The following is a 23,458-nucleotide window of genomic DNA, read 5'->3' on the forward strand; positions in this document are numbered from 1 at the left end:
ATGGGTAATTTCTGGACGTCGCTCAAGAAGAACCGCACCAAAATCTGGGTAGGGGCCATTACCTTGCTGTTGGTGCTGTACCTGGTGGTTTCCGTACAGCGCTCGTTCCTTTTGCTTGGCGACCCCAATCTGGTTGCCAAGGGGATCGGGGCGGCCTATTTGGTCCTGCCCGTGGTTGGTGCGTGGGCGCTCATCCGTGAGCTGCTCTTTGGCGCCCGGACCGAGCAAATGGCCAAGGTCCTGGAGGCCGAGGGCGGCTTGCCGGTGGACGACCTTCCACGCACTCCGGGCGGCCGCATAGTCCGCGCGGCAGCTGACGCCGAGTTTGAGAAGTACCGCGTCGAGGCCGAGGCTGCTCCCGGGGATTGGCGCTCCTGGTTCCGTCTGAGCTGCGCCTATGATGCCTCAGGGGACCGCAAGCGTGCCCGCGCTGCCATGCGTGACGCCGTGAAACTTTTCCGTTCTCAGCCCACCGCCGCAGGCCGGTGACCGGCCAGGCGTGATGCAGTGTGGGCTACCCATTCCAGGGGGCCACGGCGACGGAGCACTGCAAAGAGTACCCCGATGGCAACGGCAGTGAGTGCTTGGGCCCAGTACATGCCTTCGTCAGTCCACCCGGAAGGCAGGGGCTGGTTGGTGAAGCCGGACACCACCCAGACGTGGGCTGAGTAGAGGCTTAAGGTCATGGCTCCCGGCCCGCTCAACAGGACCAGGAAATTGACCTTGATCCGTTCCGCCAGGGAGCCCAGCAGCAAGAACAAACCCACTACCGCCGCAGCAACGCCGCCGCTGTGCAGCAGGTCCAAGGTGGTCCCGGCGTGCGGGGCTGCCGTGGCCAGCCACCACCAGGAGCCCGTTTGTTCCAAGCCGGTGACGTTCACCTGAAGCATGCTTTCCAACGGATATCCGCGGGTGCCCGGGAGGACTGACAACGCGGTCCGTCCGCCCCACACCTCCATGGCCAGGATCCCGACCACTTTTGCGAGGCCGGCTACGGCAATCCCGCAACTCACCAGCAGCAGCTGAACTCTCGCCGTCGTCAGCGCCATACGGCCGATGACCAGTCCGATCAGCAGGTACGAGATCCACTGGAGCACGGGGTAATAGCCGGTGAAGAAGAGGTCGCCGAGGAGGCGGGCCGGGGTCCCTAGATCCTCCCAGTTGGGGTTGTGGCCCAACGCCAGCGGAGGGGTGGCATCCAGCAGGAGGGGGCGGACAAGGTAGGCCAACAACGGGGATAGCAGGACCCACCCGAGCGCCCAGAAGCAGAGTGCCTTGAGTCGGAGGCCGAGGAACGGCAGGATGCACAGGAACAGGACTGCGTAGTGAACCAGGATGATGGCAACGTTGACGTCAAGGCCTCCCAGCATCAGCCCGACGACGGCAATCACAAGGGCGCGCATGGCAACTCCACGCCGGGCAGCCCACAGGTCCGCGCCGCTGCGGGGCTCCTGCTTGCCTGTGCTGAGCGCCAGTCCGATGCCGGCCAGCACCGCGAAGAGGGCTGCCGAACGGCCTGAGAAGACCAGCCCTACAAACGTTGGTTCCCACTGCGGGGAAGGGCCGAACGTCGGCATCAAGTGGGTGGACATCATTCCCAGTAATGCCGCACCCCTGGCCGCATCGATTCCAGTGAGCCGAGAAGAGACCGTGTGTTCGCCGGAGGCTTTCCGCGGAGGCACAGTCCCTTGCGAAGTCATGCAGCGATCGTCTCATAATCAACCCCGTGCTGACGGTAGAGTTCCATGACATGGAATCTGTGAACGCCCAGTGGGCCGGTGCTTTCGAGGTGGTCCACGACTCCGATGGCTGGCAGCAGTTCAGGCGCCTTGACCCGGCGCTGTTCATGCCACCAGCCACAGATGGGCTGGAGGAGCGTGCCAGGATGTGCGCCGGGATCCACGCGACATGGACGGCAACATCGGGGCGTGTGGTGATCGAAGCCGAAGGCCCGGAGGATGGATCTCCCTTCGACGTCCTGGTGAACGGAGTCCTCCGGCATCGGGTCCCTGGGGCCGGACGCGTCAGCCATGATCTTGACCTTGGTGATATGCCGCCTCACTCCAGAGTCCAGGTGTGGCTGCCGCACTATGGCTTCCTGAGGGTGCTGGAGGTTTCCGTAAAAGGCCAAGACGTGAAGGTTGCCGCGGAAACCGGTAAGAGGTGGATCGCCTACGGAAGTTCCATCACCCAGTGCCGCACAGCACATGGTCCCTCTGAGGCGTGGCCGGCGTTGGTGGCCAGGGAACTCGGCTGGCGATTACAGTCGCTGGGCTTCGGCGGAGAATGCCAACTGGACCCTGCCGCCGAGAGCACCATCTCCCAACTCCCGGCAGATGTTATTTCCCTGTGCCTGGGCATCAACAGTTACAACGTCGCCGCCTTCTCGGGAAGGACGTTCGCGAGCCAGGTCCTTGGCTTTATCACCACTGTCCGCCGGGCACACCCGGGCGTGCCTATCGCGGTCATTTCTCCCGTGGTGTCAGTTCCCCGGGAAGATGTGCCCAACTCTGCGGGCTGGACACTCGCTGACTACAGGAAAGCAGTATCCGACGTCGTCCGGACGGTCCGCGAACGCGGGGATGCAGACGTTCACCTGCTCGATGGTGCCAGCGTCTTCACGCCGGAGGAGGCCGCTGCTTTGATGCCCGATACGTTGCACCCCAACAACGAGGGCTACCGGCTGATGGCTGAGAGGCTGGGGCCGCGCCTGGCAGCGGTAGCCACCGGCTGACCCGCTTGCTGGAGAACCAGCCCTTGTCTTCGAATATATGTTCGAATAGCATTGCTGCATGAGCGATGATCCCAAGCCGCCTGAAGGCCTCCAAGGACCCATGAAGGCGATGAGCCCCGGCGTGGTCGATTTCCTTTTCAGGCAACTCGTCGCCGGCGAGCCTCCGGAAGACACCCAGTGGCACCGCGAAGGTACTGCACTCGCTGACCAGGTGCCGGGTGCCGAACTCGCCCGCCGGTTATCGGAAACAGACGTGGCATCGCTGACACCCCTGGAACTCTTTGAGTATGTTCGCGCTTCCCAGCGCCTGGTGGCATGGGCGGAGCAACTCAAGGAGCGGGCCGTTGCGCACTATTGTGCGGAGGAGCCGGTGCGGGCACCCAAACCAGCGTGAGGGTCGCCGAATAGGATGGCAGCGTGACCTACGCATCGCAAGCGCCGCAAAGCCGCTTCCACACACCATCGGGCGAAGAAAGGCGGACTCCGGCCGATCTGCTGGCCGCCGTCGTGCAATACGAAGCGCTACCTGCTGAATGCGTGGGGGAGGCTGTCGCAGCAAACGTCGCAGCCCACGTTGGGTTAGTGGAGCGTGCCCGGGCTGAAGGGGCGCGCTTCGTGCTGTTTCCCGAGCTCTCGCTGACAGGCTATGAACTGAGCGCGCTTGCCGCAGCCGAATCGCCAGATCATCCAAGTCCCTGGCTGACGGAACATGATGCCAGGTTGCAGCCTCTTCGGGACGCTTGCGCCCGAACCGAAACAACAGCAGTCGTGGGTGCGCCGTGGCGGGAGGCAGACCACACGCCCCGGTTGGCTTCTCTCGTCATCGGGCCTGACGGGACAATTCGTGCCGTTTTCAAGACCCACCTGCACGGAGCCGAAGGCGAGCTGTTCGTTGCCGGCGCGGGACCCAGCATGATCACTGTTGACGGCTGGAGGACAGCGCTCGCAGTCTGCGCCGACGCCGCGTATCCCTCACACGCTGCCGCCGCGGCGCAGGCCCAAGCGGACGTGTACGCAGTTTCCGCCCTGTACACGCAGGGTGAGGAGCTCCGCCTTGGTCTTCATCTGGGTGCCCGATCAATGGACCACAGGCTGTTCGGGCTCCTGGCAAACCTGGGTGGAAAAACTCCGCTGGGCACCTCGTGCGGGCTCAGCGGCGCATGGGCCCCGGATGGGGCATCGATGGTCCAAGGGAAAGGCATCGGAACGGAAATTGTCATGGCAAAGTTGGAGTGGTCACGCCTCGATCACTACAGATAGCCGCGGTGAGTGAGGACCATCAGGCGGGACCCATTATTCCAACAAGCCTGTCACAGGGTAACGTTTTTCATATGTCTGACTTGCGCGCTAACGTTCCCGCCCTTGGTACCCTCCTGACCGCCATGGTCACCCCGTTCACTGAGGACGGCAAGGTGGACTATGACCAAGCCGCAGCGCTGGCAGAAAAGCTCGTACAAGATGGTTGCGATGGACTCGTGGTCACCGGTACCACTGGAGAGACCTCAACCCTGACGGACGACGAAAACCTTGGTATGTTCCGGGCAGTCAAAGAGGCTGTTGGCGGCAAGGCCGCCATCATTGCCGGGACCGGCACCAACGACACCGCCCACTCCGTGCACCTCTCGCAGCGCGCGGCGGAAGTCGGCGTTGATGGCCTCCTCATCGTCACCCCTTACTACAACAAGCCCAGCCAAGCGGGCGTTCGTGCACACTTTGAGACGATTGCGTCGGCCACGGATCTGCCCGTCATGCTCTACGACATTCCGGGCCGATCCTCCATTGCCATCGCTCCCGAAACCATGATTGCGCTGGCGAAGCACCAGAACATCGTGGCGGTGAAAGATGCCAAAGCGGACTTTGCAGCTGCAACGCGCGTGATGGCTGAGACGGACCTGGTCTTCTACTCCGGTGATGACGGATTGACCCTGCAGTGGATGGCGCTCGGCGCCGTCGGCCTGGTGGGCGTCACCACCCACGTCGCCACGCGCCGCTTCCGTGAGCTGATCGACGCCGTCAACGCCAGCGACCTCGCCACGGCCAGGGCCATCAATTTTGAACTGGAACCCGTCATTCGTGCAACCATGACGCGGGTCCAAGGCGCAGTAGCCGCCAAGCAGATTCTCAAGTGGCAGGGAGTCCTGCCCAACTCGGTTGTCCGTTTGCCCCTCGTGGAGCCGGACGCGACCGAGATCGAAATCATCCGCGGGGATTTGGCGGAAGCCGGAATGGACTTCGACGTCCAGGACGGTTCCGCCGGAAAGTAGCAAAACATGACCCAAACCGCCCTTCCCGGACTGGTTACTCCGCCGAAACTGCCCAAAGGCACGCTGCGGATTGTCCCGCTCGGTGGACTGGGAGAGATTGGCCGCAACATGGCGGTCTTCGAAATCGACGGCAAACTGCTGGTGGTTGACTGTGGTGTGCTCTTCCCCGAAGAGACCCAGCCCGGCGTCGACTTGATCCTGCCTGATTTCTCCTACATCGAGGACCGGCTGCAGGACATCGTAGGCGTCGTCCTGACCCATGGTCACGAGGACCATATTGGTGCGGTTCCCTACCTCCTCCGCCTCAAGGCTGACATCCCCCTGATTGGATCCCAGCTGACTCTTGCCCTGGTGGAGGCCAAGCTTCAGGAACACCGGATCAAGCCGTACACGCTGACCGTCACGGAGGGGCAGGTGGAGCAGTTCGGCCCGTTCGAGTGCGAGTTCGTGGCAGTCAACCACTCCATTCCCGATGCCCTGGCAGTATTCATCCGCACTGAAGGCGGAAATGTCCTTCACACGGGTGACTTCAAGATGGATCAGCTGCCCTTGGATGGCCGTATCACGGACCTCCGGCACTTCGCCCGTTTGGGCGAAGAGGGCGTGGACCTGTTCATGGCAGACTCCACCAACGCTGACGTGCCTGGATTCACCACAGCCGAGAAAGAAATCGGCCCCACCCTGGACCGGTTGTTCGGCCAAGCCAGGAAGCGCATCATCGTGGCTTCGTTCTCGTCCCACGTCCACCGTGTCCAGCAGGTGCTCGATGCCGCTGCCAAGCACCAGCGCAAGGTGGCCTTCGTAGGCCGTTCGATGGTCCGCAACATGGCCATCGCTGCCAAGCTCGGGTACCTGGATGTTCCGGAGGGCATCCTGGTGGACATCAAAAACATCGACAACATGCCGGACGACCGCGTAGTCCTCATGTCCACCGGTTCGCAGGGTGAGCCGATGGCAGCGCTCTCCCGGATGGCCAACGGTGACCACCGTGTGATCGTGGGCAAGGGCGATACCGTCATCCTGGCCTCCAGCCTGATCCCGGGCAATGAGAATGCCGTTTTCCGCATCATCAACGGCCTCCTGAAACTCGGCGCAGACGTGATCCACAAGGGCACTGCGAAAGTCCATGTGTCCGGACACGCGGCCGCTGGTGAACTGCTGTACTGCTACAACATCCTCGAGCCCCTCAATGCCATGCCTGTCCACGGCGAAACGCGCCACCTGATTGCCAATGGCAACATTGCGCTTGAATCCGGCGTTCCGTCCGAGGGCATCATCCTGAGCGATAACGGCACAGTCATCGACCTCAAGGATCACAAGGCAAAAGTGGTGGGTCAGGTGGAAGTGGGCTTTGTCTACGTGGACGGTTCCAGCGTGGGCGAGATCACCGACGCCGACCTCAAGGACCGTCGTGTCCTGGGGGACGAGGGCTTCATTTCCATTATCACGGTCATCAGCCGTACCACCGGCAAGATCGTGTCCGGCCCGGAGATCCACGCCCGTGGTGTAGCCGAGGATGATTCGGTGTTTGACGAGATCATCCCCAAGATCAACGCAGCGCTCGAAGAAGCTGTGCTTAATCACGCAGACCACACCAACCACCAGCTCCAGCAGGTGGTTCGCAGGATCATTGGCACGTGGGTCAACCGCAAGCTGCGGCGCCGTCCGATGATCATTCCGGTGGTCTTGGAGGCGTAGCCGCCCAGCAACATGAATGCCCGAGGGGGCCCGAAATCCGCGGATTTCGGGCCCCTTTGCGGTAGCGTGGCACTTATGGCGACCCGTACTACCTCCACGCCACGAGGCAGCTCCAGCACTAAATCCGGCGGCACAGGCCGGGGCTCGGCCGCGTCCAAAAGCAGCGCAGCCACTGCCAAAAGCGGTAGGGGCAGCGCTGCCCGCACCAAGCAAGCGGCCGCCGTCGAAACCCAAGCGCCGCTGCCGCTGCGCATGCTGTCAGGTTTCTGGCAGGGGATCGGCCATGTAGTAGGCGCCGGTGTCCGGCGAATCGGCTACGACGTCAGCGACCTCGACCCCGCCGACCGCCGGGATGGTGCGGCCCTGTTCAATTTGGTGCTGGGCATCGCGATCGCCACCTTTGCCTGGTGGGGTTGGACCGGCTGGCTGCCGGACATGGTTTACAGCGTCGTCAATGGCACGTTCGGTTGGATGTCCCTCGTGCTGCCGTTCATGCTGTTCGTCTGCGCTTTCCGTCTCTTCCGCAAGCCACAGGACGGCCGGGGCAACAACCGGGTAGGCATCGGCTTCATGATCATGACCCTGGCTGGCTCCGGACTGGCCCACGTCATCGGAGGTCTGCCCACGGTAGCGGACGGCTTCGATGGCTTGCGCAAGGCGGGCGGAATGCTCGGCTTCCTCGCGGCCGCTCCTTTGGCTGCAATCCACGCCGCTGTTCCGGTTGTTCTCTACGGATTGCTGGCTTTTGTCTCCCTGTTGATCGTTACCGCCACGCCCTTTGGCGCCATCCCTTCCCGCATCCGGGGCGCCTACGAGCACCTCATGGGCGTGGACCTCATGGACGAGTCCGGCAAGGACGCCCACGACCGCAGCTACCTCTACGAAAACGAGGCCGCCACCAAGCCCAAGAAGAAGAAGCGCATGCGCTTCTTCGGCAAGGACGAGGAAACTGACACCGGCTTGGAAGGCTACGTCGGGGACGAGGCCTTCGAGCACGCAATAGTGGACGACGACGAAAATCCGGATCAGTCTGCACCGCGGGTTCCGCCGGGGGTGCGTCGTCCGACGCAGGCGGAAATCGCCGTCGGGAAGATCAAGGCCGCCCAAGGCCTGGGCGCCACCCCGGGAATCGAGAACCCCACAGAAGCCATCCCGATCCTTACCCCGGAGATGCCGGCACCGGCAGCTCCCGTTGCGCAGGTTCCGGCGAAGCCTGCTGGAGCGCCGCTCCCGCAGACGCCCATCCCGCAACGCACAGAGCAGCTGTCCTTGGCGGGCGACGTCACCTACACCTTGCCGGCCTCGGACTACCTGACGCCAGGCTCCATCCCGAAGGAGCGGACGGAAGCAAATGACGCCGTCGTTGCCGCCCTGACGGACACCCTCACGCAGTTCAACGTGGAAGCCGCTGTGACGGGCTTCAGCCGTGGTCCTACTGTGACGCGCTATGAGATCGAACTGTCACCGGGAACCAAGGTGGAGCGCGTCACCGCCCTGTCCAAGAACATCTCCTATGCCGTGGCGTCGAGTGACGTGCGGATCCTGAGCCCCATCCCCGGCAAATCAGCCATTGGTATCGAGATCCCCAACACTGACCGCGAAACCGTGTCGCTTGGCGATGTTCTCCGGAGCCAGAATGCGCGGCGGACGGACCACCCCATGGTCATGGGTGTGGGCAAGGACGTCGAGGGTGGCTACGTTGTAGCCAACCTCGCCAAGATGCCCCACTTGCTCGTAGCCGGTGCCACTGGTGCTGGTAAGTCCAGCTTTGTGAACTCCATGATCACCTCCATCCTCATGCGCGCCACGCCGGACGAGGTGCGGATGGTCATGGTGGATCCCAAACGTGTGGAACTCACGGCCTACGAGGGCGTCCCGCACCTCATTACGCCCATCATCACCAACCCCAAGAAGGCCGCCGAGGCCCTCCAATGGGTGGTTCGTGAGATGGACGCCCGTTACGACGACCTCGCCAACTACGGCTACAAGCACATTGACGATTTCAACAAAGCGGTCAGGGCCGGCAAGGTTGTGCCGCCGGTGGACTCCAAGCGCATCATCAAGCCCTACCCGTACCTGCTGGTGATCGTGGACGAGCTCGCCGACCTCATGATGGTTGCACCACGCGACGTCGAAGACTCGATTGTCCGTATCACCCAGCTCGCACGTGCCGCCGGTATCCACTTGGTGCTGGCAACGCAGCGCCCATCCGTGGACGTTGTCACAGGCCTGATCAAAGCGAACGTTCCGTCCCGTATGGCGTTTGCTACCTCGTCCGTCACGGACTCCCGTGTGGTGTTGGACCAGCCGGGCGCTGAAAAGCTGATCGGACAAGGCGACGCGCTGTTCCTTCCGATGGGTGCTTCCAAAGCCATGCGTGTTCAGGGTGCCTGGGTCACGGAATCCGAGATCCACAAGGTGGTGGAGCACGTCAAGGGGCAGCTGCAGGCCGTCTACCGCGACGACGTCGCTGCCGAGGCTCCCAAAAAGCAGATCGACGACGACATCGGAGACGACCTCGAGGTCCTGCTCCAGGCAACGGAGCTGGTGGTGACCACACAGTTCGGTTCAACGTCCATGCTGCAGCGAAAGCTGCGCGTGGGCTTTGCCAAGGCCGGCCGTCTCATGGACCTGTTGGAGTCCCGCGGAGTCGTGGGCCCTTCGGAGGGTTCCAAGGCCCGCGATGTCCTGGTCAAGCCTGATGACCTCGCTGCCGTTTTGGCCGCGATGAAGGGCCAGGAGTCACCCGCTGCGCCTGACGCCCACACCGCGGCCTTGAGCGACAACGCGAACTCCAACATCGCCGTCGGCGGTTATGCCGAAGACCTTGTCCAGGCGGACCTGGACAACCGGACGCAGGCCATCGAATATTACGACGGCGCTGACAGCCCGAATGATGACGAAGAGGGCGGCGAAGACGCTTGGTCGCTCACGGGAAGGTAGCCCAAAGAGGGTAGCCTTGTGGGGTGACTACAGCCGAGGGTGATAACGCGACTTCCAGCAGCTCCGACGTCTGGAACCTGCCCAACATCCTCACCATGCTCCGGATCGCCCTGGTTCCGTTCTTCGTTTGGTTCCTGGTGGCCGACGACGGCGAGTACGGGATCTGGCGCTGGGCGGCCGTCGCGGCCTTCGCCGTTGCCATCTACACGGACAAGCTCGACGGCGACATCGCCAGGGCGCGAGGCCTGATCACCAACTTCGGCAAGATCGCTGATCCGATTGCCGACAAGCTGCTGATCGGTTCCGCGCTGGTTCTCCTGTCCATCCTGGGGGAGTTGCCGTGGTGGGTGACCATCCTCATTCTCGTGCGGGAGTGGGGGATTACCGCCCTTCGGTTCGTCGTTATCAGATACGGCGTCATGCCGGCCTCCAGGGGCGGCAAGCTGAAGACGGTAGTCCAAACGGTGGCCATTTTCCTCTACCTGCTTCCGCTGAAGGCGATCGCTCCCTGGCTGGGTGACCTCGCATTCTGGGTCATGATGGCGGCCCTAGCCATCACTCTGTGGACCGGAGTGGAATATGTGGTCCAGGCGCTGAAGCTTCGTGCGGCAGGGCGGCGTGCATGACGCCCCGTGAAGGCGCATCCGCCGCAGCACAGACAGCCACGGCCGCGGTGGCCATGGCCATCGGGAACAAACTCACTGTCGCCACGGCTGAGTCCCTCACAGCCGGAATGGTGGCCGCTACGCTGGCCAACACGCCGGGCGCTTCCGGGATGCTGCAGGGCGGAGTGGTCGCCTACCAGAACTCGGTGAAGTCCGGCGTCCTGGGTGTTTCGCAGGAACTGCTGGCGGCGGTGGGTTCCGTTGACGGACACGTGGCTGAGGCAATGGCCGACGGCGCCCGCCGGGCCTGCGGGGCCGACCTCGGGATTTCCACCACTGGTGTGGCGGGGCCCGAGCCGCACGACGGCAAAGCCGTAGGCACGGTGTTCATCGGATTTGCCGATAAATCCGGAACGGGGTCGTTTGAATACAGTTTTTCGGGGGACAGGCATTCCATCAGGGAACAAGCCTGTGAGGCCGCCTTGGCGCGTCTGCTTGCTGCTCTGAGTGACGTTGGTTACCGTTCGTAAAGTAGTCGGGAACAAAAACTGATTGCCAATAGTTGTGTCATTGTGTCGCTTCGGAAGAGCCGGGGCGCCTAGGATGTAGAAACCAACCCGGTCCGCCAGCCAGCGAACCGGACGAATGAGGGAGCAAGGCGATACAGATGGTAAAGCAGCCCGTATCCGTAAACGGCGTTGTCCGCTGGAAGGATGTGGGCTTGGCTGATCAGACACAGAGCGAACAGAAGGAGCGCAAAATGGTTGTACTACGCCACGAGATCGGTGATGTACTGCGCGATGTCCGCCAGCGTCAGGGCCGTACCCTCCGCGAGGTTTCGCACAGCGCCCGCGTTTCACTCGGTTACTTGAGTGAAGTTGAACGCGGCCAAAAGGAGGCTTCTTCCGAGCTCCTGTCTTCTATCTGCACAGCCCTGGATGTTCCGCTGTCCCACATGCTTCGCGAAGTCAGCGATCGCGTGGCCGTTGCAGAAGGTGTTGCAGTTCCGGACACTGTTCCGCAGGAATTCTCACAGCGTTATGGTCGGGATCTGGACCTCACGGACGACTTCCCGCAGGGAATGCTCTCCGGAGCCCGGTAACCGTTCCACCCGAATCATGGAAGAGGTCCCCAGCCTGAGGCTGGGGACCTTTTTCGTGGACTGCGCGGAATCTCGGTTTGGGGCGGGTGCTGCTCAACCGGCCTCGGTTTTATCCTCGACGTCGAGTCCTGGTTCCTTAACGCTGAGGACGCCATCACCGTAAATGGCGTTAAGGCGGCCCATGTAGTCAGCCAGTGTTTGGACGTCTTCCAGCGGCCATTCGCCGAGGCGTTCACGGAATACCTGCCTCCGTGCGTCCTGGACCTGGTGCATCTTCTCCTCGCCCTTGTCCGTCAACCGGATGGATTGGGCCCGGCCGTCCTGCGGATCCGCTTCCTTGTAGACCAGGCCGATGCTCTCCAGGAAGGCGATCTGACGACTCACGGACGGCTTGCCCACCCCAATGCAGGTGGCGAGGTCCGTGAGTCGGATTGGCCCTTCCCTGCGGATGACGGTAAGGAGCCCGTAGGCGGCAGGTTCCATGTCCGGATGGACCTGGCGTGACAGTTGGTGGGAGATCGAACGGGCGCGGCGCCAGAGCAGGCTCAGCTGGTGTTCCACCTGCTGGAGGGCGTCGTCCACGGCGTCGCCTGGCACGGCCGGACTGGGCGTGCTCTGGAGAGGATTGCTCATGGCAACCATTCTAGAGTCCGGCGCCATGAGAGACTCTATCGGTGAGGGCAAGTGACTTTTGGCGATTAATGGACGACGAATTCGGGGCAGGCTACTCCCGGGTCCTGGCCAACACCCTGGTACTGGCCGGTGTGGGTGGACGGACTGCCGTCGAGGCGTTGGCCTTCGGCTACCACCCCCGTGAGGTGTGGTTGGCGGTGTGCGAGGTTCAGGATGTTCCTCCCGAGCGCAGGCTGGGCAAGGACATCAAGCCGGCCTCCAACTGACCACTTGTGTCTCACTGGGGCATAGGGCCCTGAAAGACACACCGTGCCCGTTATTCGAATATCTGTTCGGATGGGGATATGCTCCTGAAAGAGGAAAATTGATCCTGAACGACGCGTCCGGGGCATGCCAACAGGCCTGTTTATCCACATAACAGGGGTCGGCTTGTAAAAATGTCGGGGCGCCGTAATAGCGTCTGACATGACAGGAAAGCGGCCTTTCAGGCCACTCCACAGCGAGAAAGCATCAGAGGTGTGAACCATGGCGGCAGCCCCGGATCGTGAGAAGGCGCTCGAAGCAGCGCTTGCCCAGATCGACAAGCAGTTCGGTAAAGGCTCTATCATGCGCCTGGGTGATGACACCCGGGCACCCATTGAGGTCATTCCCACCGGCTCCATTGCACTGGATGTCGCCCTTGGCATAGGTGGCCTGCCCCGTGGCCGCGTCGTGGAAATCTACGGTCCGGAATCCTCGGGTAAAACCACCGTGGCACTTCACGCCGTAGCTAATGCACAGCGCGCAGGCGGCATCGCGGCCTTCATCGACGCCGAACACGCACTCGATCCGGACTACGCCGCCAAGCTTGGCGTGGACACGGACGCACTCCTGGTCTCCCAGCCGGATACCGGCGAGCAAGCCCTCGAAATCATGGACATGCTGGTGGGCTCCGGCTCGCTGGACATCGTGGTCATCGACTCCGTGGCAGCCTTGGTACCCCGCGCTGAAATCGAAGGCGAAATGGGCGACTCCCACGTTGGCCTCCAAGCCAGGCTCATGAGCCAGGCACTGCGTAAGATCACCGGTCGTTTGAGCCAGACCAAGACCACCGCCATTTTCATCAACCAGTTGCGTGAGAAGATCGGCGTGTTCTTTGGATCCCCGGAAACCACTACGGGTGGTAAGGCGCTGAAGTTCTATGCGTCAGTCCGAATCGACGTTCGCCGTATTCAGACCCTGAAGGAGGGTGCGGACTCCGTAGGTAACCGCACCAAGGCAAAGATCGTCAAGAACAAGATGGCTCCGCCCTTCAAGATCGCCGAGTTCGACATCATCTACGGTCAGGGCATCTCCCGCGAGGGCGGCATCATTGACATGGGTGTGGAACACGGCATCATCAAGAAATCCGGTTCGTGGTTCACCTACGATGGCGATCAACTGGGCCAGGGCATGGAGAACTCGCGTCGCTTCCTGCGGGACAACCCCGAGCTCGCGCAGGAACTGGAGCGCCTGATCAAGGAAAAGCTCGGCGTGGGCGTTGCCAAAGTTGAGGAAGACTCCCCGAAGCTGAAGGCCGTTGACGGCTAGAAGAGGGCCGGATCCGGATTCTTCCGTAGCGGCTGATCCAGAACCTGATCCCGAATCCGTGGCGCGTGCCATCGTCTTGAGGCAATTGACGATGGCGCCGCGGAGCCGGTTGCAGTTGTCCCGCAAGCTCGCGGAGCGCAATGTTCCCGAGGACGTGGCTGAGGCGGTCTTGGATCGCTTCGAAGAAGTTCAGCTGATCGATGATGTCGAGTTTGCCAGAATGTGGGTCCGAAGCCGCTCGCAAAGTAAAAAGCTTGCAAAGGGCGCCATCCGTCGAGAGCTGGCAGACAAAGGCATCGAGCTGGACGCGGCTGAAGATGCACTCTCGCAGCTTAGCGACCAAGATGAGGAATCGGCTGCTCGGGAGCTGGTTCAGCGGAAGCTGAGGCCCGGCATGGATCTCAACGACCGGGCAGAGCGGGACAAGTACACCCGCCGGTTGGCCTCGATGCTTGCACGCAAAGGCTACGCCCCTTCCATGGCCTTCAGAATCGTCGGTGAGGTGCTGGCTGAAGCCGGTACCCTTGAGTAGTGAGTTTGACCATTCCTTCCCCATCAGCTGCCATCACTCCTTTTGTGGAGCCCAGTACTGGTACAGAGCCCAGGACCTATCAGGTCCGGACTTTCGGCTGCCAGATGAACGTCCATGATTCAGAGCGCATGGCGGGACTTCTCGAAGAAGCCGGTTACGTGCCCGCTGACGGCGAGGTGGCGGATGTAGTGGTCTTCAACACCTGTGCTGTCCGTGAGAACGCAGACAATAAGCTCTACGGGAACCTCGGCCAGCTGCGGCAGGTCAAAGAGGCAAACCCCTCCATGCAGATTGCTGTTGGCGGATGCCTGGCCCAGAAGGACCGCGAAACCATCGTGAAGAAGGCGCCGTGGGTTGACGCCGTGTTTGGTACCCACAACGTGGGGGCATTGCCGGCCCTGCTCAAGCGTGCACGGCACAATAATGAGGCACAGCTGGAGATTCTCGAGTCTTTGGACGTGTTTCCGTCAACACTGCCTACCAAACGCGACTCCGTGTATGCCGGGTGGGTTTCCATTTCCGTGGGGTGCAACAACACCTGCACCTTCTGCATTGTGCCGTCTCTCCGCGGCAAGGAGAAGGACCGGCGCCCAGGGGAAATCCTGGCCGAGATCCAGGCACTCGTCGATGACGGGGCGGTTGAAGTCACCTTGCTCGGGCAGAACGTGAACTCGTACGGTGTGGAATTTGGAGACCGCCAGGCATTCTCCAAACTCCTGCGTGCCTGCGGTGAAATAGAAGGGTTGGAGCGAGTTCGTTTCACCAGCCCACATCCCGCAGCATTCACCGACGATGTCATCGATGCCATGGCTGAGACACATAACGCCATGCCTCAACTGCATATGCCGCTGCAATCCGGCTCGGACAAGGTGCTGAAGGACATGCGCCGTTCCTACCGTTCGAGCAAATTCCTGGGCATCCTGGACAAGGTGCGTGAACGCATCCCCCACGCCGCCATCACCACGGATATCATCGTTGGTTTCCCGGGCGAAACCGAGGAGGACTTCCAGGCGACCCTGGATGTGGTGGAGAAGTCGCGGTTTGCTTCCGCCTTCACGTTCCAGTACTCAAAGCGGCCAGGCACGCCCGCCGCTGACCTTCCGGAGCAACTTCCCAAGGCTGTGGTGCAGGAGCGCTACGAGCGCCTCACGGCCGTGCAGGACCGTATAGCTGCTGAGGAGAACGCCAAGCAGTTAGGCCGCCAAGTGGAGGTCCTGGTCACGGCACAGTCAGGACGTAAAGCGGGCGAGACACATCGGCTGTCCGGTCGATCCAAGGACCAAAGGCTGGTGCACTTCTCAGTGCCTGCGGGTGCCGGGACGCCGCGTCCGGGTGACTTCGTCACGGTGACCATTACAGAGGCCGCCGCGTTTCACCTCGTCGCTGATCCGGCGGGTCCGGAGGATTACCTCCTGCGCCGCTCCCGTGCAGGCGACGCTTGGGATCGTTCACAGGCCGACTCCTGCGGAGTCCCCGCAGCAGGAGCGGCGAAAGGCAAGACGGGCGTGTCGTTGGGCATGCCGTCGCTGCCTGTTCGGCGCGCGTAGGCGGACCACAGGATTGTATGTCGTTCTCCAGCCAGGAACTTCCGCAGCCTGTCATTGCAGTTGTCGGTCCCACGGGTTCAGGTAAGTCGGATCTGGGAGTCGACCTGGCGTTGGCCTTGAACGGTGAAGTCATCAATGCCGATGCCTTGCAGTTCTACCGTGGCATGGACATTGGAACCGCCAAGATCACCATGGATGAGCGCAGGGGTGTTCCGCACCATTTGCTGGACATCATGGAGGTCACTCAGGAAGCGAGCGTGGCGGACTTCCAACGTGAATGCCGCTCCGCCATAAGTGATATTCACTCGCGGGGGAAGCGTGCCATCCTTGTAGGCGGCTCCGGCCTGTATGTGCGCGGCGCCCTGGACGTCCTGGAGTTCCCCGGCACAGATCCCGAACTCCGAAGGCGCCTGGAAGAAGAGTTCGAAGCGCAAGGGCTTGCGCCGTTGCGTGCCCGGCTCGAGGAAGTGGATCCTGTGTCCGCGGCCCGCCTTGGCGACGCCCGGCGAGTGATCCGGGCGCTGGAGGTGCACGGTCTCACCGGCCGTCCCTTCAGCTCGTTCATGCCTCAGCGCCAGTATTTCCAGCCCGCTGTACAGATCGGGCTGGAGGTGGATCGTGAGCAACTGAGGCAACGCCTGGCACTGAGGGTGCACCGCATGGTGGAGTGCGGACTCCAAGAGGAAGTTCAACGGCTCGACGCCCGTGGCTTGCGAAGGGGCAAGACGGCTTCGCGGGCTTTGGGGTACGCCCAGTTCCTGAAAGTCCTGGACGGCGGGATGACGGTCGCTGCTGCCGCCGAGGAAACCATCGTGGCAACCCGGCAGTTCGCGAGGCGTCAGCTGACGTGGTTCAGGGCAGACCCTCGGATCACTTGGCTCGATTGGCAGGATCCGGCGCTCGTGGCCAAGGCGGTCGAAGCAGCACTGGCGGCCGGAAAGTAGCCCACGCAATTTCTGGCCGACCACGCGTGGCGGGTAGCCTAGGTCCATGGATGAAACCGTCGCAGTTCCCGCCCGGCAGCCCGCAACTGCGGATGCTCCGGTGACACTTTCCAGCCTTGCCGGTCTGGCGTTCTCGAAGGGCCACGGAACGGGCAACGACTTTGTCCTGATTGCTGATCCAGGTGACGCCCATGAAATAACCGCCGAGCACGTGGCACAGTTGTGCGACCGCCATGTGGGCATCGGTGGGGACGGCCTCATCCGGGCGGTGCCGTCCCGTTTTCTCCCTGAAGGCCGCGTTGCCTTGGAACAGGATCCCGAGGCTGAGTGGTTCATGGACTACCGCAACGGTGACGGTTCACTCTCGGAAATGTGTGGCAACGGAGTGCGTGTGTTCGTCCATTTCCTCATTGCCGAGGGTTTGGTGGACCTGGGCCCCGGGCAGACACTCGCCATCGGCACCCGCGGTGGAGTCAAGAAGGTGGTGCGCACAGCCAACGGATACGCCGTGGATATGGGGCCATGGGAGTTTATCTTCCCGGACGAGGCCAAGAGCAAGGCCATGGACGCGCTGGTCAGCGCGGACGGCTTGGAAGTGGCCAGGCCCGGCCTCTCCGTCAGCATGGGCAATCCTCACACGGTGGTTGCACTCGCCGAACTCAGCGAGCTCGCTGCCACGCAGCTTTTCAAAGTCCCCGTGGTGGATCCCAAGCCCGTCAACGGAACCAACGTCGAGTTTGTGGTTCCCTCTGAGCCACTGGTGGCGGACGGCGTCGGAACCATCACCATGCGCGTTCATGAGCGCGGTGTGGGGGAGACGCAGTCCTGTGGCACCGGCGCGTGCGCCGCGGCCGTCGCCATTCGTCACTGGGCCGGTGACTCGGCTCCCAACGACTGGCACGTCAACGTACCGGGCGGCGTCGTGGCCGTGAAGTTCATCCCCGGTGCAGGCGGACGCGAGCATGTGGAACTCAGTGGTCCCGCAGTCATCGTGGCTACAGGGACGCTTTCCTGACCCGGATGATCCTGAACGTTTTGGAGGTACTTTCGCGGGAGACCGTGTAAGTACTGTCCAGCTCGGTAGCGAGCCACCGTTGGAGCGAGTCCGAGCCCAGGTTCTTCTGAACGACCAACCAGGCACTGCCACCTGCCGCCAGCCGGGGAAGCCACGTCAGCAGCAGCGAGTGAAGTTCGTCCTTGCCGATGCGGATGGGTGGGTTGGACCAGATGGTATCGAATTCGACGGCGGGATCCACCTCGTGCGGGAGGCTGGCGGTGACGTTGTTCAGGCCGAGCGCCGCAGCGTTCTCGTTGGTCAACGTGATGCATCGCTCATTGACGTCAACGGCATGAACATGGGCATGGGGTGCCATCAAGCCCAAAGTGAGGGCAATCGGACCCCATCCGCAGCCGATGTCCAGCAAGTGCCCCTTCGGTGACGGCGGGGGAACTTCGGCGAAGAGAACCGCGGTACCTTTGTCCACGCCGTCCGGGCTGAAGATACCCGACGAGGTCTGCAGCCGGCGCGTTGCTCCAGCAAGTTCCACTGTCAGTGGCTTGCGGGTGAACGGTCCGGCCGGTTGGGCGGTGAAATAATGTGCAGACTCCATAATTTGCCAGATTAGTTGGCTATCGTCAGCAAGGGAAACCGCCTCCTTCCGCTGCCTGTTTGACAGCGGCTGCTAAAGTTGAGCCCATGTTCTTGATCTTTGAGTAATCAGCCGAAATGCCTGAGTCATCAGGCGTTTACTGGCACCGCCCGCGACGCAGGCCCGGTTTGGCATACCGCCCGGCCCCGCCCTTCCGCCCGGCAGGTCCCCAAGGCTAGGTCCGTAGTTCCTCTTCGTGGAGCTGGACCCTCTGAAGATCCCCACCGCTCCTTCGCAGTGAACCGCCATGGTGTACGTGGCCCCTGCGTTGTCACCGGAACAGCATCCTCACCTTGGCCCAAGGACCCTCCCGCGGATTCCAACACGACATCGTCTACAGCAGCCGCCTCCCTGACGAGAGGTTGCCGTTCATTCCATAGGAGGCCCTTTTGGCCGATGCCCGTCAGCCCAGCGCGAATAGCGCCCCACCGAGCACCAAACAGCACTATTCTGGAATTGCCGAACAGTCTAAGGAGACCATGACCACCCAGAAGCACACCGGATCCGATTCCGACGCCCAGGACATGAGTCCTGAACAAATCCAGGCCGTCATCGACCGGATTCTTTCCAAGGATGTACCTGCGCAGGCATCCGACGACAACGACGCCAATGGCGTGTTCGGCAAGGCGCAGGCGATTTCCACGCTGGACCAGGAACACAGCATTTACGACGGCGACCAGGAAGACCTGGCTGAACGCCGCGCCCTCCGGCGTACCGCGGGACTGTCCACCGAGCTTGAGGACGTCACAGAGGTCGAATACAGGCAGCTGCGCCTTGAGCGCGTTGTGCTGGCGGGCCTGTGGACCGAGGGGACCCTGGCTGACGCGGAGAACTCCCTCCGTGAGCTCGCCGCACTTGCCGAGACGGCTGGATCCGAGGTGCTCGACGGCCTGGTTCAGCGGCGGCAGAAGCCGGACCCCGGGACGTTCCTTGGTTCCGGTAAGGCCCAGGAGCTCAAGGACATCGTCGCCGCCACCGGAGCAGACACCGTGGTGGTTGACACCGAGCTCGCGCCCTCTCAGCGACGTGGACTTGAGGACATCGTGAAGGTCAAGGTAGTTGACCGCACCACGCTGATCCTTGACATCTTTGCCCAGCATGCCAAGAGCCGTGAAGGTAAAGCACAGGTTGAGCTCGCGCAGCTCGAGTACCTGCTGCCGAGGCTTCGTGGTTGGGGTGACTCCATGTCCCGCCAGGCTGGTGGCCAGGTGGGTGGCGCAGGCGCTGGTATGGGCTCCCGTGGTCCCGGTGAAACCAAGATCGAACTTGATCGGCGGCGGATCCGAACCCGTATGGCAAAGCTGCGTCGCGAAATCGCCGCAATGAAGCCTGCGCGGGAGACCAAGCGGGCCAACCGCCGTCGTAACGCTGTTCCCTCAGTTGCTATTGCCGGGTACACGAACGCTGGCAAGTCGTCCCTCCTGAACCGCCTCACTGACGCCGGTGTCCTGGTGGAGAACGCCCTGTTCGCCACCCTCGATCCCACGGTCCGTAAGGCGCAAACGCCGGACGGCATCGGGTACACCCTCGCAGACACTGTCGGCTTCGTTCGCTCGTTGCCGACCCAACTGATTGAGGCCTTCCGGTCAACGTTGGAAGAAGTTGCGGATGCGGACCTGATCCTTCACGTCGTGGATGCATCGCATCCCGATCCTGAGGGCCAGATTGCAGCGGTCAGGTCCGTTTTCACCGAAGTGGATGCCCGTAAGGTCCCAGAGATCATCGTCCTCAACAAGGTCGATGTAGCTGATCCCTTTGTGGTGGAGCGTCTTAAGCAGAAAGAACCCCGCCATGCAGTGGTGTCCACCCGAACGGGCCAGGGCATCGCGGAACTGCTCGAAGACATCAGCAGGTCCATTCCCCGGCCTGGGGTGCGCCTTGAACTGCTCATTCCCTACGAGCGCGGGGAAATGATCAACAAGTTGCACAACTCCGACTCGGAAATCCTCAGCCTTGAGCATGAGGAAAACGGGACCCGGGTAGTTGTCATGGTGCGCGAAGGCCTGGCCGCCGAGCTGGAGTCATTCGTCAGTAATGGTTGAGAAGGTGGCGGCGGACGCCGTCAAGTCGGAGGGGGAGAAAGCCACCCTCGAGTTGTTGGACCGGGCTGTTGCCGGCATGGGCGGACAAAGCCGTGCCGGCCAGCACGAAATGGCCAAGCATGTCACCCGTGCAATCGAGACCGGGGAACATCTGCTGGTCCAAGCGGGAACCGGAACGGGTAAGTCCTTGGCCTACCTGATTCCCTTGATCGCTCATTCCATGGACAGCAACAAACCGACCCTGGTGTCCACCGCCACCTTGGCACTCCAAACCCAGATTGTGGGCAGGGACCTTCCCCGCCTGCTGAAGACCATCAACCCTGCCCTTGAGCGCCCGGTGAATGTGGCGCTGGTCAAAGGCCGGGCCAATTACGTGTGCCTGCAGAAACTCGAAGGCGGGTTCCCCAGCGAGGAGCCCTCCGAAGGACAGTTGTTCTCCTTGGGGGAGGACACCAGCGTCCCTCACTTCGCCGCGTCCATGGGCGGACCACAATCGCAGCTGGGTAAGGAAGTGGTACGTCTCCGGGAATGGGCGGAAAAGACCACCACCGGAGACCGCGACGAGCTCATGCCTGGCGTGACGGACAGAGCCTGGCGGCAAGTATCCGTGACGTCCATGGAGTGCCTGGGTGCCCAGAAGTGCCCCGTGGCGGAAGAATGCTTCAGCGAGCTGGCCCGCTCAAGGGCCGGCGAGGCCGACGTCGTGGTCACCAACCACGCCATGCTGGCCGTCAGTGCCTTCGAAGGCCTGGCTGTATTGCCCGAGTATGACGTGGTGGTGGTTGATGAGGCGCACGAGCTTCAAGATCGGGTCACCGGTGCCGTTTCAGGGCAGTTGTCAGTGGCCATGGTCCACGCGGCAGCATCCAGTGCCCGCAAACACACAGCCATCACTGTGGACGCCCTCAACGCCGCTGCGGACAGCTTGGACATGGCAATAGCCGGAGTGCCCAACGGTTTGTTGCCCAACGGACTCACCGACGAACAGCTCGATTGCCTGGACCAATTGCGGGACGCCACACGCGCGGCGCTTTCGGATTCGAAGACCGATTCCTCCAATGCCGTGGACGGCGGACGCCAGCTTGCCCGTTCACGGCTCATGCTCATTCTGGAACTGTGCGAGCGGATGCTGGCCGCCAAGGAGAACCGCGAAGTGGTCTGGTTCTCGCGGAACAGCACGTTCGACCCCCAGCAGGGCTACTCGCCACCGGACGAGACGGCTCCGGCCCTGATCAACATCGCCCCGCTGAGTGTTGCAGGCCGCCTTCGTGAGGGACTCTTTGCCGGACACACCGTAGTGCTGACCTCCGCCACGCTGGCCATCGGCTCGGCCTTCGAGCCCGCCGCAGGTGGTCTGGGCCTGATTGGAGACGGCGCGCCGAGCTGGACGGGCATTGATGTGGGATCGCCCTTCGACTATCCCAAACAGGGTGTTCTGTACGTGGCAAAGCACTTGCCCAAACCGGGCCGCGGAACTTCGCCGGAGGCGCTGGACGAGTTGGAAGACCTCATCCGGGCGTCCGGGGGCGGAGCGCTCTGCCTGTTCTCTTCACGGCGTGCAGCAGAAGAAGCCGCCGATGCCATGCGGCTCCGGCTGGACGTGGATATCCTCTGCCAAGGCGAATCCACCATGGCGGCCCTGGTGAAGCAATTCGCGGACGAACCTGACACGTGCCTCTTCGGAACAATGTCACTATGGCAAGGCGTCGACGTACCGGGTGGCTCCTGTCGCCTGGTGGTCATTGACCGCATACCCTTCCCACGTCCTGATGATCCCCTGATGACCGCCCGTTCCCGGGCAGTGGCCCAATCGGGCGGTAACGGGTTCATGGCCGTGTCAGCCACCCACGCTGCCATTCGATTGGCTCAAGGTGCAGGCCGGCTGATCCGCTCTACAGGAGACAAAGGAGTTGTGGCCGTACTGGATTCCCGGCTGTCAACAGAGCGCTATGGGGGCTTCCTGCGGGCCGCCCTGCCGCCATTTTGGGCTACGACGGACAGGACAGTAGTGCGTGGTGTCCTGGAGCGTCTGGGGTCAACCAAAGCGCCCTAGGAGGGGTAGCAGTGAAGCCCCGCAGGGAAACCCGCGGGGAAAGTTCTGAGGCGAAGCCCCGTAGGGCGCCTAGAGGGAACGCAGTACGGAAACGACTTTGCCCATGATGGTGGCCTGATCTCCGAGGATGGGCTCGTACTGGGTATTTTGCGGGAGAAGCCACGTGTGGCCATCCCGCTGGCGGAAGGTCTTCACCGTTGCTTCGTCATCCAACAAGGCGGCAACGATGTCGCCGTTGATGGCATCGTTCTGGCGCCGGACCACTACCCAGTCGCCATCACAGATAGCGGCATCAATCATGGAATCGCCGGCCACCTTCAGCATGAACAGTTCGCCATGCCCCACAAGTTGGCGGGGGAGTGCAAGCACGTCTTCAACCGTCTGGTCAGCCAGGATGGGGCCACCGGCCGCGATGCGCCCCACCAAGGGGACCATGGCGGTATCACTGGCGCTGGCGAGTTCGGTAACGGCAAGACCGCCCGCGCTGCGAAGGGTAGCAGGAGCTTCCACTCCGGGAATGGATCCGCCATCAAGGGTCAAGGGCATCAGTACTTCCATGGCGCGTGGACGCTTGGGATCCCTGCGGAGGTACCCAAGCTTCTCCAGCTGGGACAACTGATGCGTGACGCTGGACAAACTGGCTAGACCCACGGTGTCGCCGATTTCACGCATGCTGGGGGGGTAGCCGTTGTCATTGACCGATCGCTGGATGGTCTCCAGGATCTTTTTCTGCCGGACTGTCAGGCTTTTGGGACTCTTTTGAGGCTGTTGGCTCCGCAGGGGTGCCCCGCCGCCTGTGGCTTTCGCTGCCATGTTCGCCAATGCCTTTCATTCCGCCCGGATGAGTGCCCGGGGTTGTCGGGTCTGCAAAAAATGTCAGACCCTCCTGTTCCACTGAAACAGTGCTGTTTCTTCCCTCAAACGTAGGGCAGGCACAGGCGTTTATCAAACATTTGTTCTAGCGAGTCTCGACACCGTTCGTTGATAAGTGCTAAAAATGTCATAGCAAGGTTCGAATATGTGTTCTATAAACCTGATGCTGAAGTCCGATGTTCGAACAAAGCGTTCGAACATTGGGGTCAGGGTAGGGGAACACCAAGAATTGGCAGCCAAGCACCGGTACTCCGGAGCCTGGCAATAGCT

At 62.1% G+C, this 23,458-nt stretch carries 22 protein-coding genes; 18 read left to right on the forward strand and 4 right to left on the reverse strand.

Going from position 1 to position 23,458, the window contains the following annotated elements:
* Positions 1–489, forward strand: a complete 489-nt coding sequence (locus AR689_RS04955; RefSeq protein ID WP_062067603.1) for a hypothetical protein — start codon at positions 1–3, stop codon at positions 487–489.
* Here the strand turns inward: AR689_RS04955 and AR689_RS04960 are convergent.
* Complete coding sequence (locus tag AR689_RS04960) at positions 465–1,700, reverse strand: heparan-alpha-glucosaminide N-acetyltransferase domain-containing protein (RefSeq protein ID WP_062067616.1); 1,236 nt, start codon at positions 1,698–1,700, stop codon at positions 465–467. The two genes, AR689_RS04955 and AR689_RS04960, sit on opposite strands and share 25 nt — an antisense overlap.
* A 50-nt stretch (positions 1,701–1,750) precedes the next feature.
* Between AR689_RS04960 and AR689_RS04965 the strand changes: the two genes are divergently transcribed.
* The 9 genes from AR689_RS04965 to AR689_RS05005 all read left to right on the forward strand — a co-directional run bounded on the left by AR689_RS04965 (position 1,751) and on the right by AR689_RS05005 (position 11,346).
* A complete protein-coding gene (locus AR689_RS04965; RefSeq protein ID WP_062067619.1) occupies positions 1,751–2,734 on the forward strand; it encodes a GDSL-type esterase/lipase family protein in 984 nt (327 codons plus the stop codon).
* Between the two features lie 58 nt (positions 2,735–2,792).
* A complete protein-coding gene (locus AR689_RS04970; RefSeq protein ID WP_062067622.1) occupies positions 2,793–3,128 on the forward strand; it encodes a hypothetical protein in 336 nt (111 codons plus the stop codon).
* Between the two features lie 23 nt (positions 3,129–3,151).
* The gene (locus AR689_RS04975) at positions 3,152–3,994 is read left to right on the forward strand and encodes a carbon-nitrogen hydrolase family protein (RefSeq protein ID WP_231745441.1); all 843 of its coding nucleotides are present in this window, start codon (positions 3,152–3,154) and stop codon (positions 3,992–3,994) included.
* Positions 3,995–4,065: 71 nt separating this feature from the next.
* Positions 4,066–4,998 carry a 4-hydroxy-tetrahydrodipicolinate synthase gene (gene dapA, locus AR689_RS04980; protein WP_062067625.1) on the forward strand — a complete coding sequence of 311 codons (933 nt, stop codon included), beginning with the start codon at positions 4,066–4,068 and terminating at the stop codon, positions 4,996–4,998.
* A 6-nt stretch (positions 4,999–5,004) separates the two neighbouring features.
* Positions 5,005–6,696 (forward strand): ribonuclease J, encoded by a 1,692-nt coding sequence (locus AR689_RS04985; RefSeq protein ID WP_062067628.1) that lies wholly within the window; start codon positions 5,005–5,007, stop codon positions 6,694–6,696.
* A 75-nt stretch (positions 6,697–6,771) separates the two neighbouring features.
* The gene (locus AR689_RS04990) at positions 6,772–9,639 is read left to right on the forward strand and encodes an FtsK/SpoIIIE family DNA translocase (protein WP_062067632.1); all 2,868 of its coding nucleotides are present in this window, start codon (positions 6,772–6,774) and stop codon (positions 9,637–9,639) included.
* 23 nt (positions 9,640–9,662) lie between these two features.
* Positions 9,663–10,265, forward strand: coding sequence for a CDP-diacylglycerol--glycerol-3-phosphate 3-phosphatidyltransferase (pgsA, locus tag AR689_RS04995; protein WP_062067636.1), 603 nt, complete (start codon positions 9,663–9,665; stop codon positions 10,263–10,265).
* Positions 10,262–10,774: a CinA family protein gene (locus tag AR689_RS05000; protein WP_062067638.1), complete on the forward strand. Its 513-nt coding sequence runs from the start codon at positions 10,262–10,264 to the stop codon at positions 10,772–10,774. Before pgsA ends, AR689_RS05000 begins: the two co-directional genes overlap by 4 nt.
* Before the next feature lie 137 nt (positions 10,775–10,911).
* Positions 10,912–11,346 carry a helix-turn-helix domain-containing protein gene (locus tag AR689_RS05005; protein ID WP_024820363.1) on the forward strand — a complete coding sequence of 145 codons (435 nt, stop codon included), beginning with the start codon at positions 10,912–10,914 and terminating at the stop codon, positions 11,344–11,346.
* Between the two features lie 93 nt (positions 11,347–11,439).
* Here AR689_RS05005 and AR689_RS05010 read toward each other — a convergent pair whose 3' ends face one another.
* A complete protein-coding gene (locus AR689_RS05010; protein ID WP_062068625.1) occupies positions 11,440–11,979 on the reverse strand; it encodes a MarR family winged helix-turn-helix transcriptional regulator in 540 nt (179 codons plus the stop codon).
* 41 nt (positions 11,980–12,020) lie between these two features.
* Between AR689_RS05010 and AR689_RS05015 the strand changes: the two genes are divergently transcribed.
* The 6 genes from AR689_RS05015 to dapF all read left to right on the forward strand — a co-directional run bounded on the left by AR689_RS05015 (position 12,021) and on the right by dapF (position 17,586).
* Positions 12,021–12,245, forward strand: a complete 225-nt coding sequence (locus tag AR689_RS05015; protein WP_082697807.1) for a DUF3046 domain-containing protein — start codon at positions 12,021–12,023, stop codon at positions 12,243–12,245.
* Positions 12,246–12,504: 259 nt separating this feature from the next.
* Positions 12,505–13,548 (forward strand): recombinase RecA, encoded by a 1,044-nt coding sequence (gene recA / locus AR689_RS05020; RefSeq protein ID WP_062067643.1) that lies wholly within the window; start codon positions 12,505–12,507, stop codon positions 13,546–13,548.
* Positions 13,538–14,080, forward strand: a complete 543-nt coding sequence (locus AR689_RS05025) for a regulatory protein RecX (protein WP_062067645.1) — start codon at positions 13,538–13,540, stop codon at positions 14,078–14,080. The genes recA and AR689_RS05025 overlap by 11 nt, the downstream gene beginning before the upstream one ends.
* On the forward strand, positions 14,080–15,627 hold the full coding sequence (gene miaB / locus AR689_RS05030; RefSeq protein ID WP_156424531.1) for a tRNA (N6-isopentenyl adenosine(37)-C2)-methylthiotransferase MiaB: 1,548 nt from the start codon (positions 14,080–14,082) through the stop codon (positions 15,625–15,627). The genes AR689_RS05025 and miaB overlap by 1 nt, the downstream gene beginning before the upstream one ends.
* A 17-nt stretch (positions 15,628–15,644) precedes the next feature.
* Positions 15,645–16,571 carry a tRNA (adenosine(37)-N6)-dimethylallyltransferase MiaA gene (gene miaA, locus AR689_RS05035; RefSeq protein WP_062067649.1) on the forward strand — a complete coding sequence of 309 codons (927 nt, stop codon included), beginning with the start codon at positions 15,645–15,647 and terminating at the stop codon, positions 16,569–16,571.
* A 46-nt stretch (positions 16,572–16,617) separates the two neighbouring features.
* A complete protein-coding gene (gene dapF, locus AR689_RS05040; protein ID WP_062067651.1) occupies positions 16,618–17,586 on the forward strand; it encodes a diaminopimelate epimerase in 969 nt (322 codons plus the stop codon).
* Here the strand turns inward: dapF and AR689_RS05045 are convergent.
* Positions 17,567–18,181, reverse strand: a complete 615-nt coding sequence (locus AR689_RS05045) for a class I SAM-dependent methyltransferase (protein ID WP_062067653.1) — start codon at positions 18,179–18,181, stop codon at positions 17,567–17,569. The genes dapF and AR689_RS05045 overlap by 20 nt on opposite strands.
* Before the next feature lie 518 nt (positions 18,182–18,699).
* Between AR689_RS05045 and hflX the strand changes: the two genes are divergently transcribed.
* The gene (gene hflX / locus AR689_RS05050) at positions 18,700–20,262 is read left to right on the forward strand and encodes a GTPase HflX (RefSeq protein ID WP_062067657.1); all 1,563 of its coding nucleotides are present in this window, start codon (positions 18,700–18,702) and stop codon (positions 20,260–20,262) included.
* Positions 20,255–22,315 carry an ATP-dependent DNA helicase gene (locus AR689_RS05055; protein ID WP_062067660.1) on the forward strand — a complete coding sequence of 687 codons (2,061 nt, stop codon included), beginning with the start codon at positions 20,255–20,257 and terminating at the stop codon, positions 22,313–22,315. The genes hflX and AR689_RS05055 overlap by 8 nt, the downstream gene beginning before the upstream one ends.
* 69 nt (positions 22,316–22,384) lie before the next feature.
* Here AR689_RS05055 and lexA read toward each other — a convergent pair whose 3' ends face one another.
* A complete protein-coding gene (gene lexA / locus AR689_RS05060; protein WP_062067662.1) occupies positions 22,385–23,128 on the reverse strand; it encodes a transcriptional repressor LexA in 744 nt (247 codons plus the stop codon).
* Between the last annotated feature and the right edge of the window lie 330 nt (positions 23,129–23,458).

Origin of the sequence: Arthrobacter sp. EpRS71 (assembly GCF_001512285.1) — a bacterium.
In the GTDB taxonomy this organism is placed as follows: Bacteria; Actinomycetota; Actinomycetes; order Actinomycetales; family Micrococcaceae; genus Arthrobacter.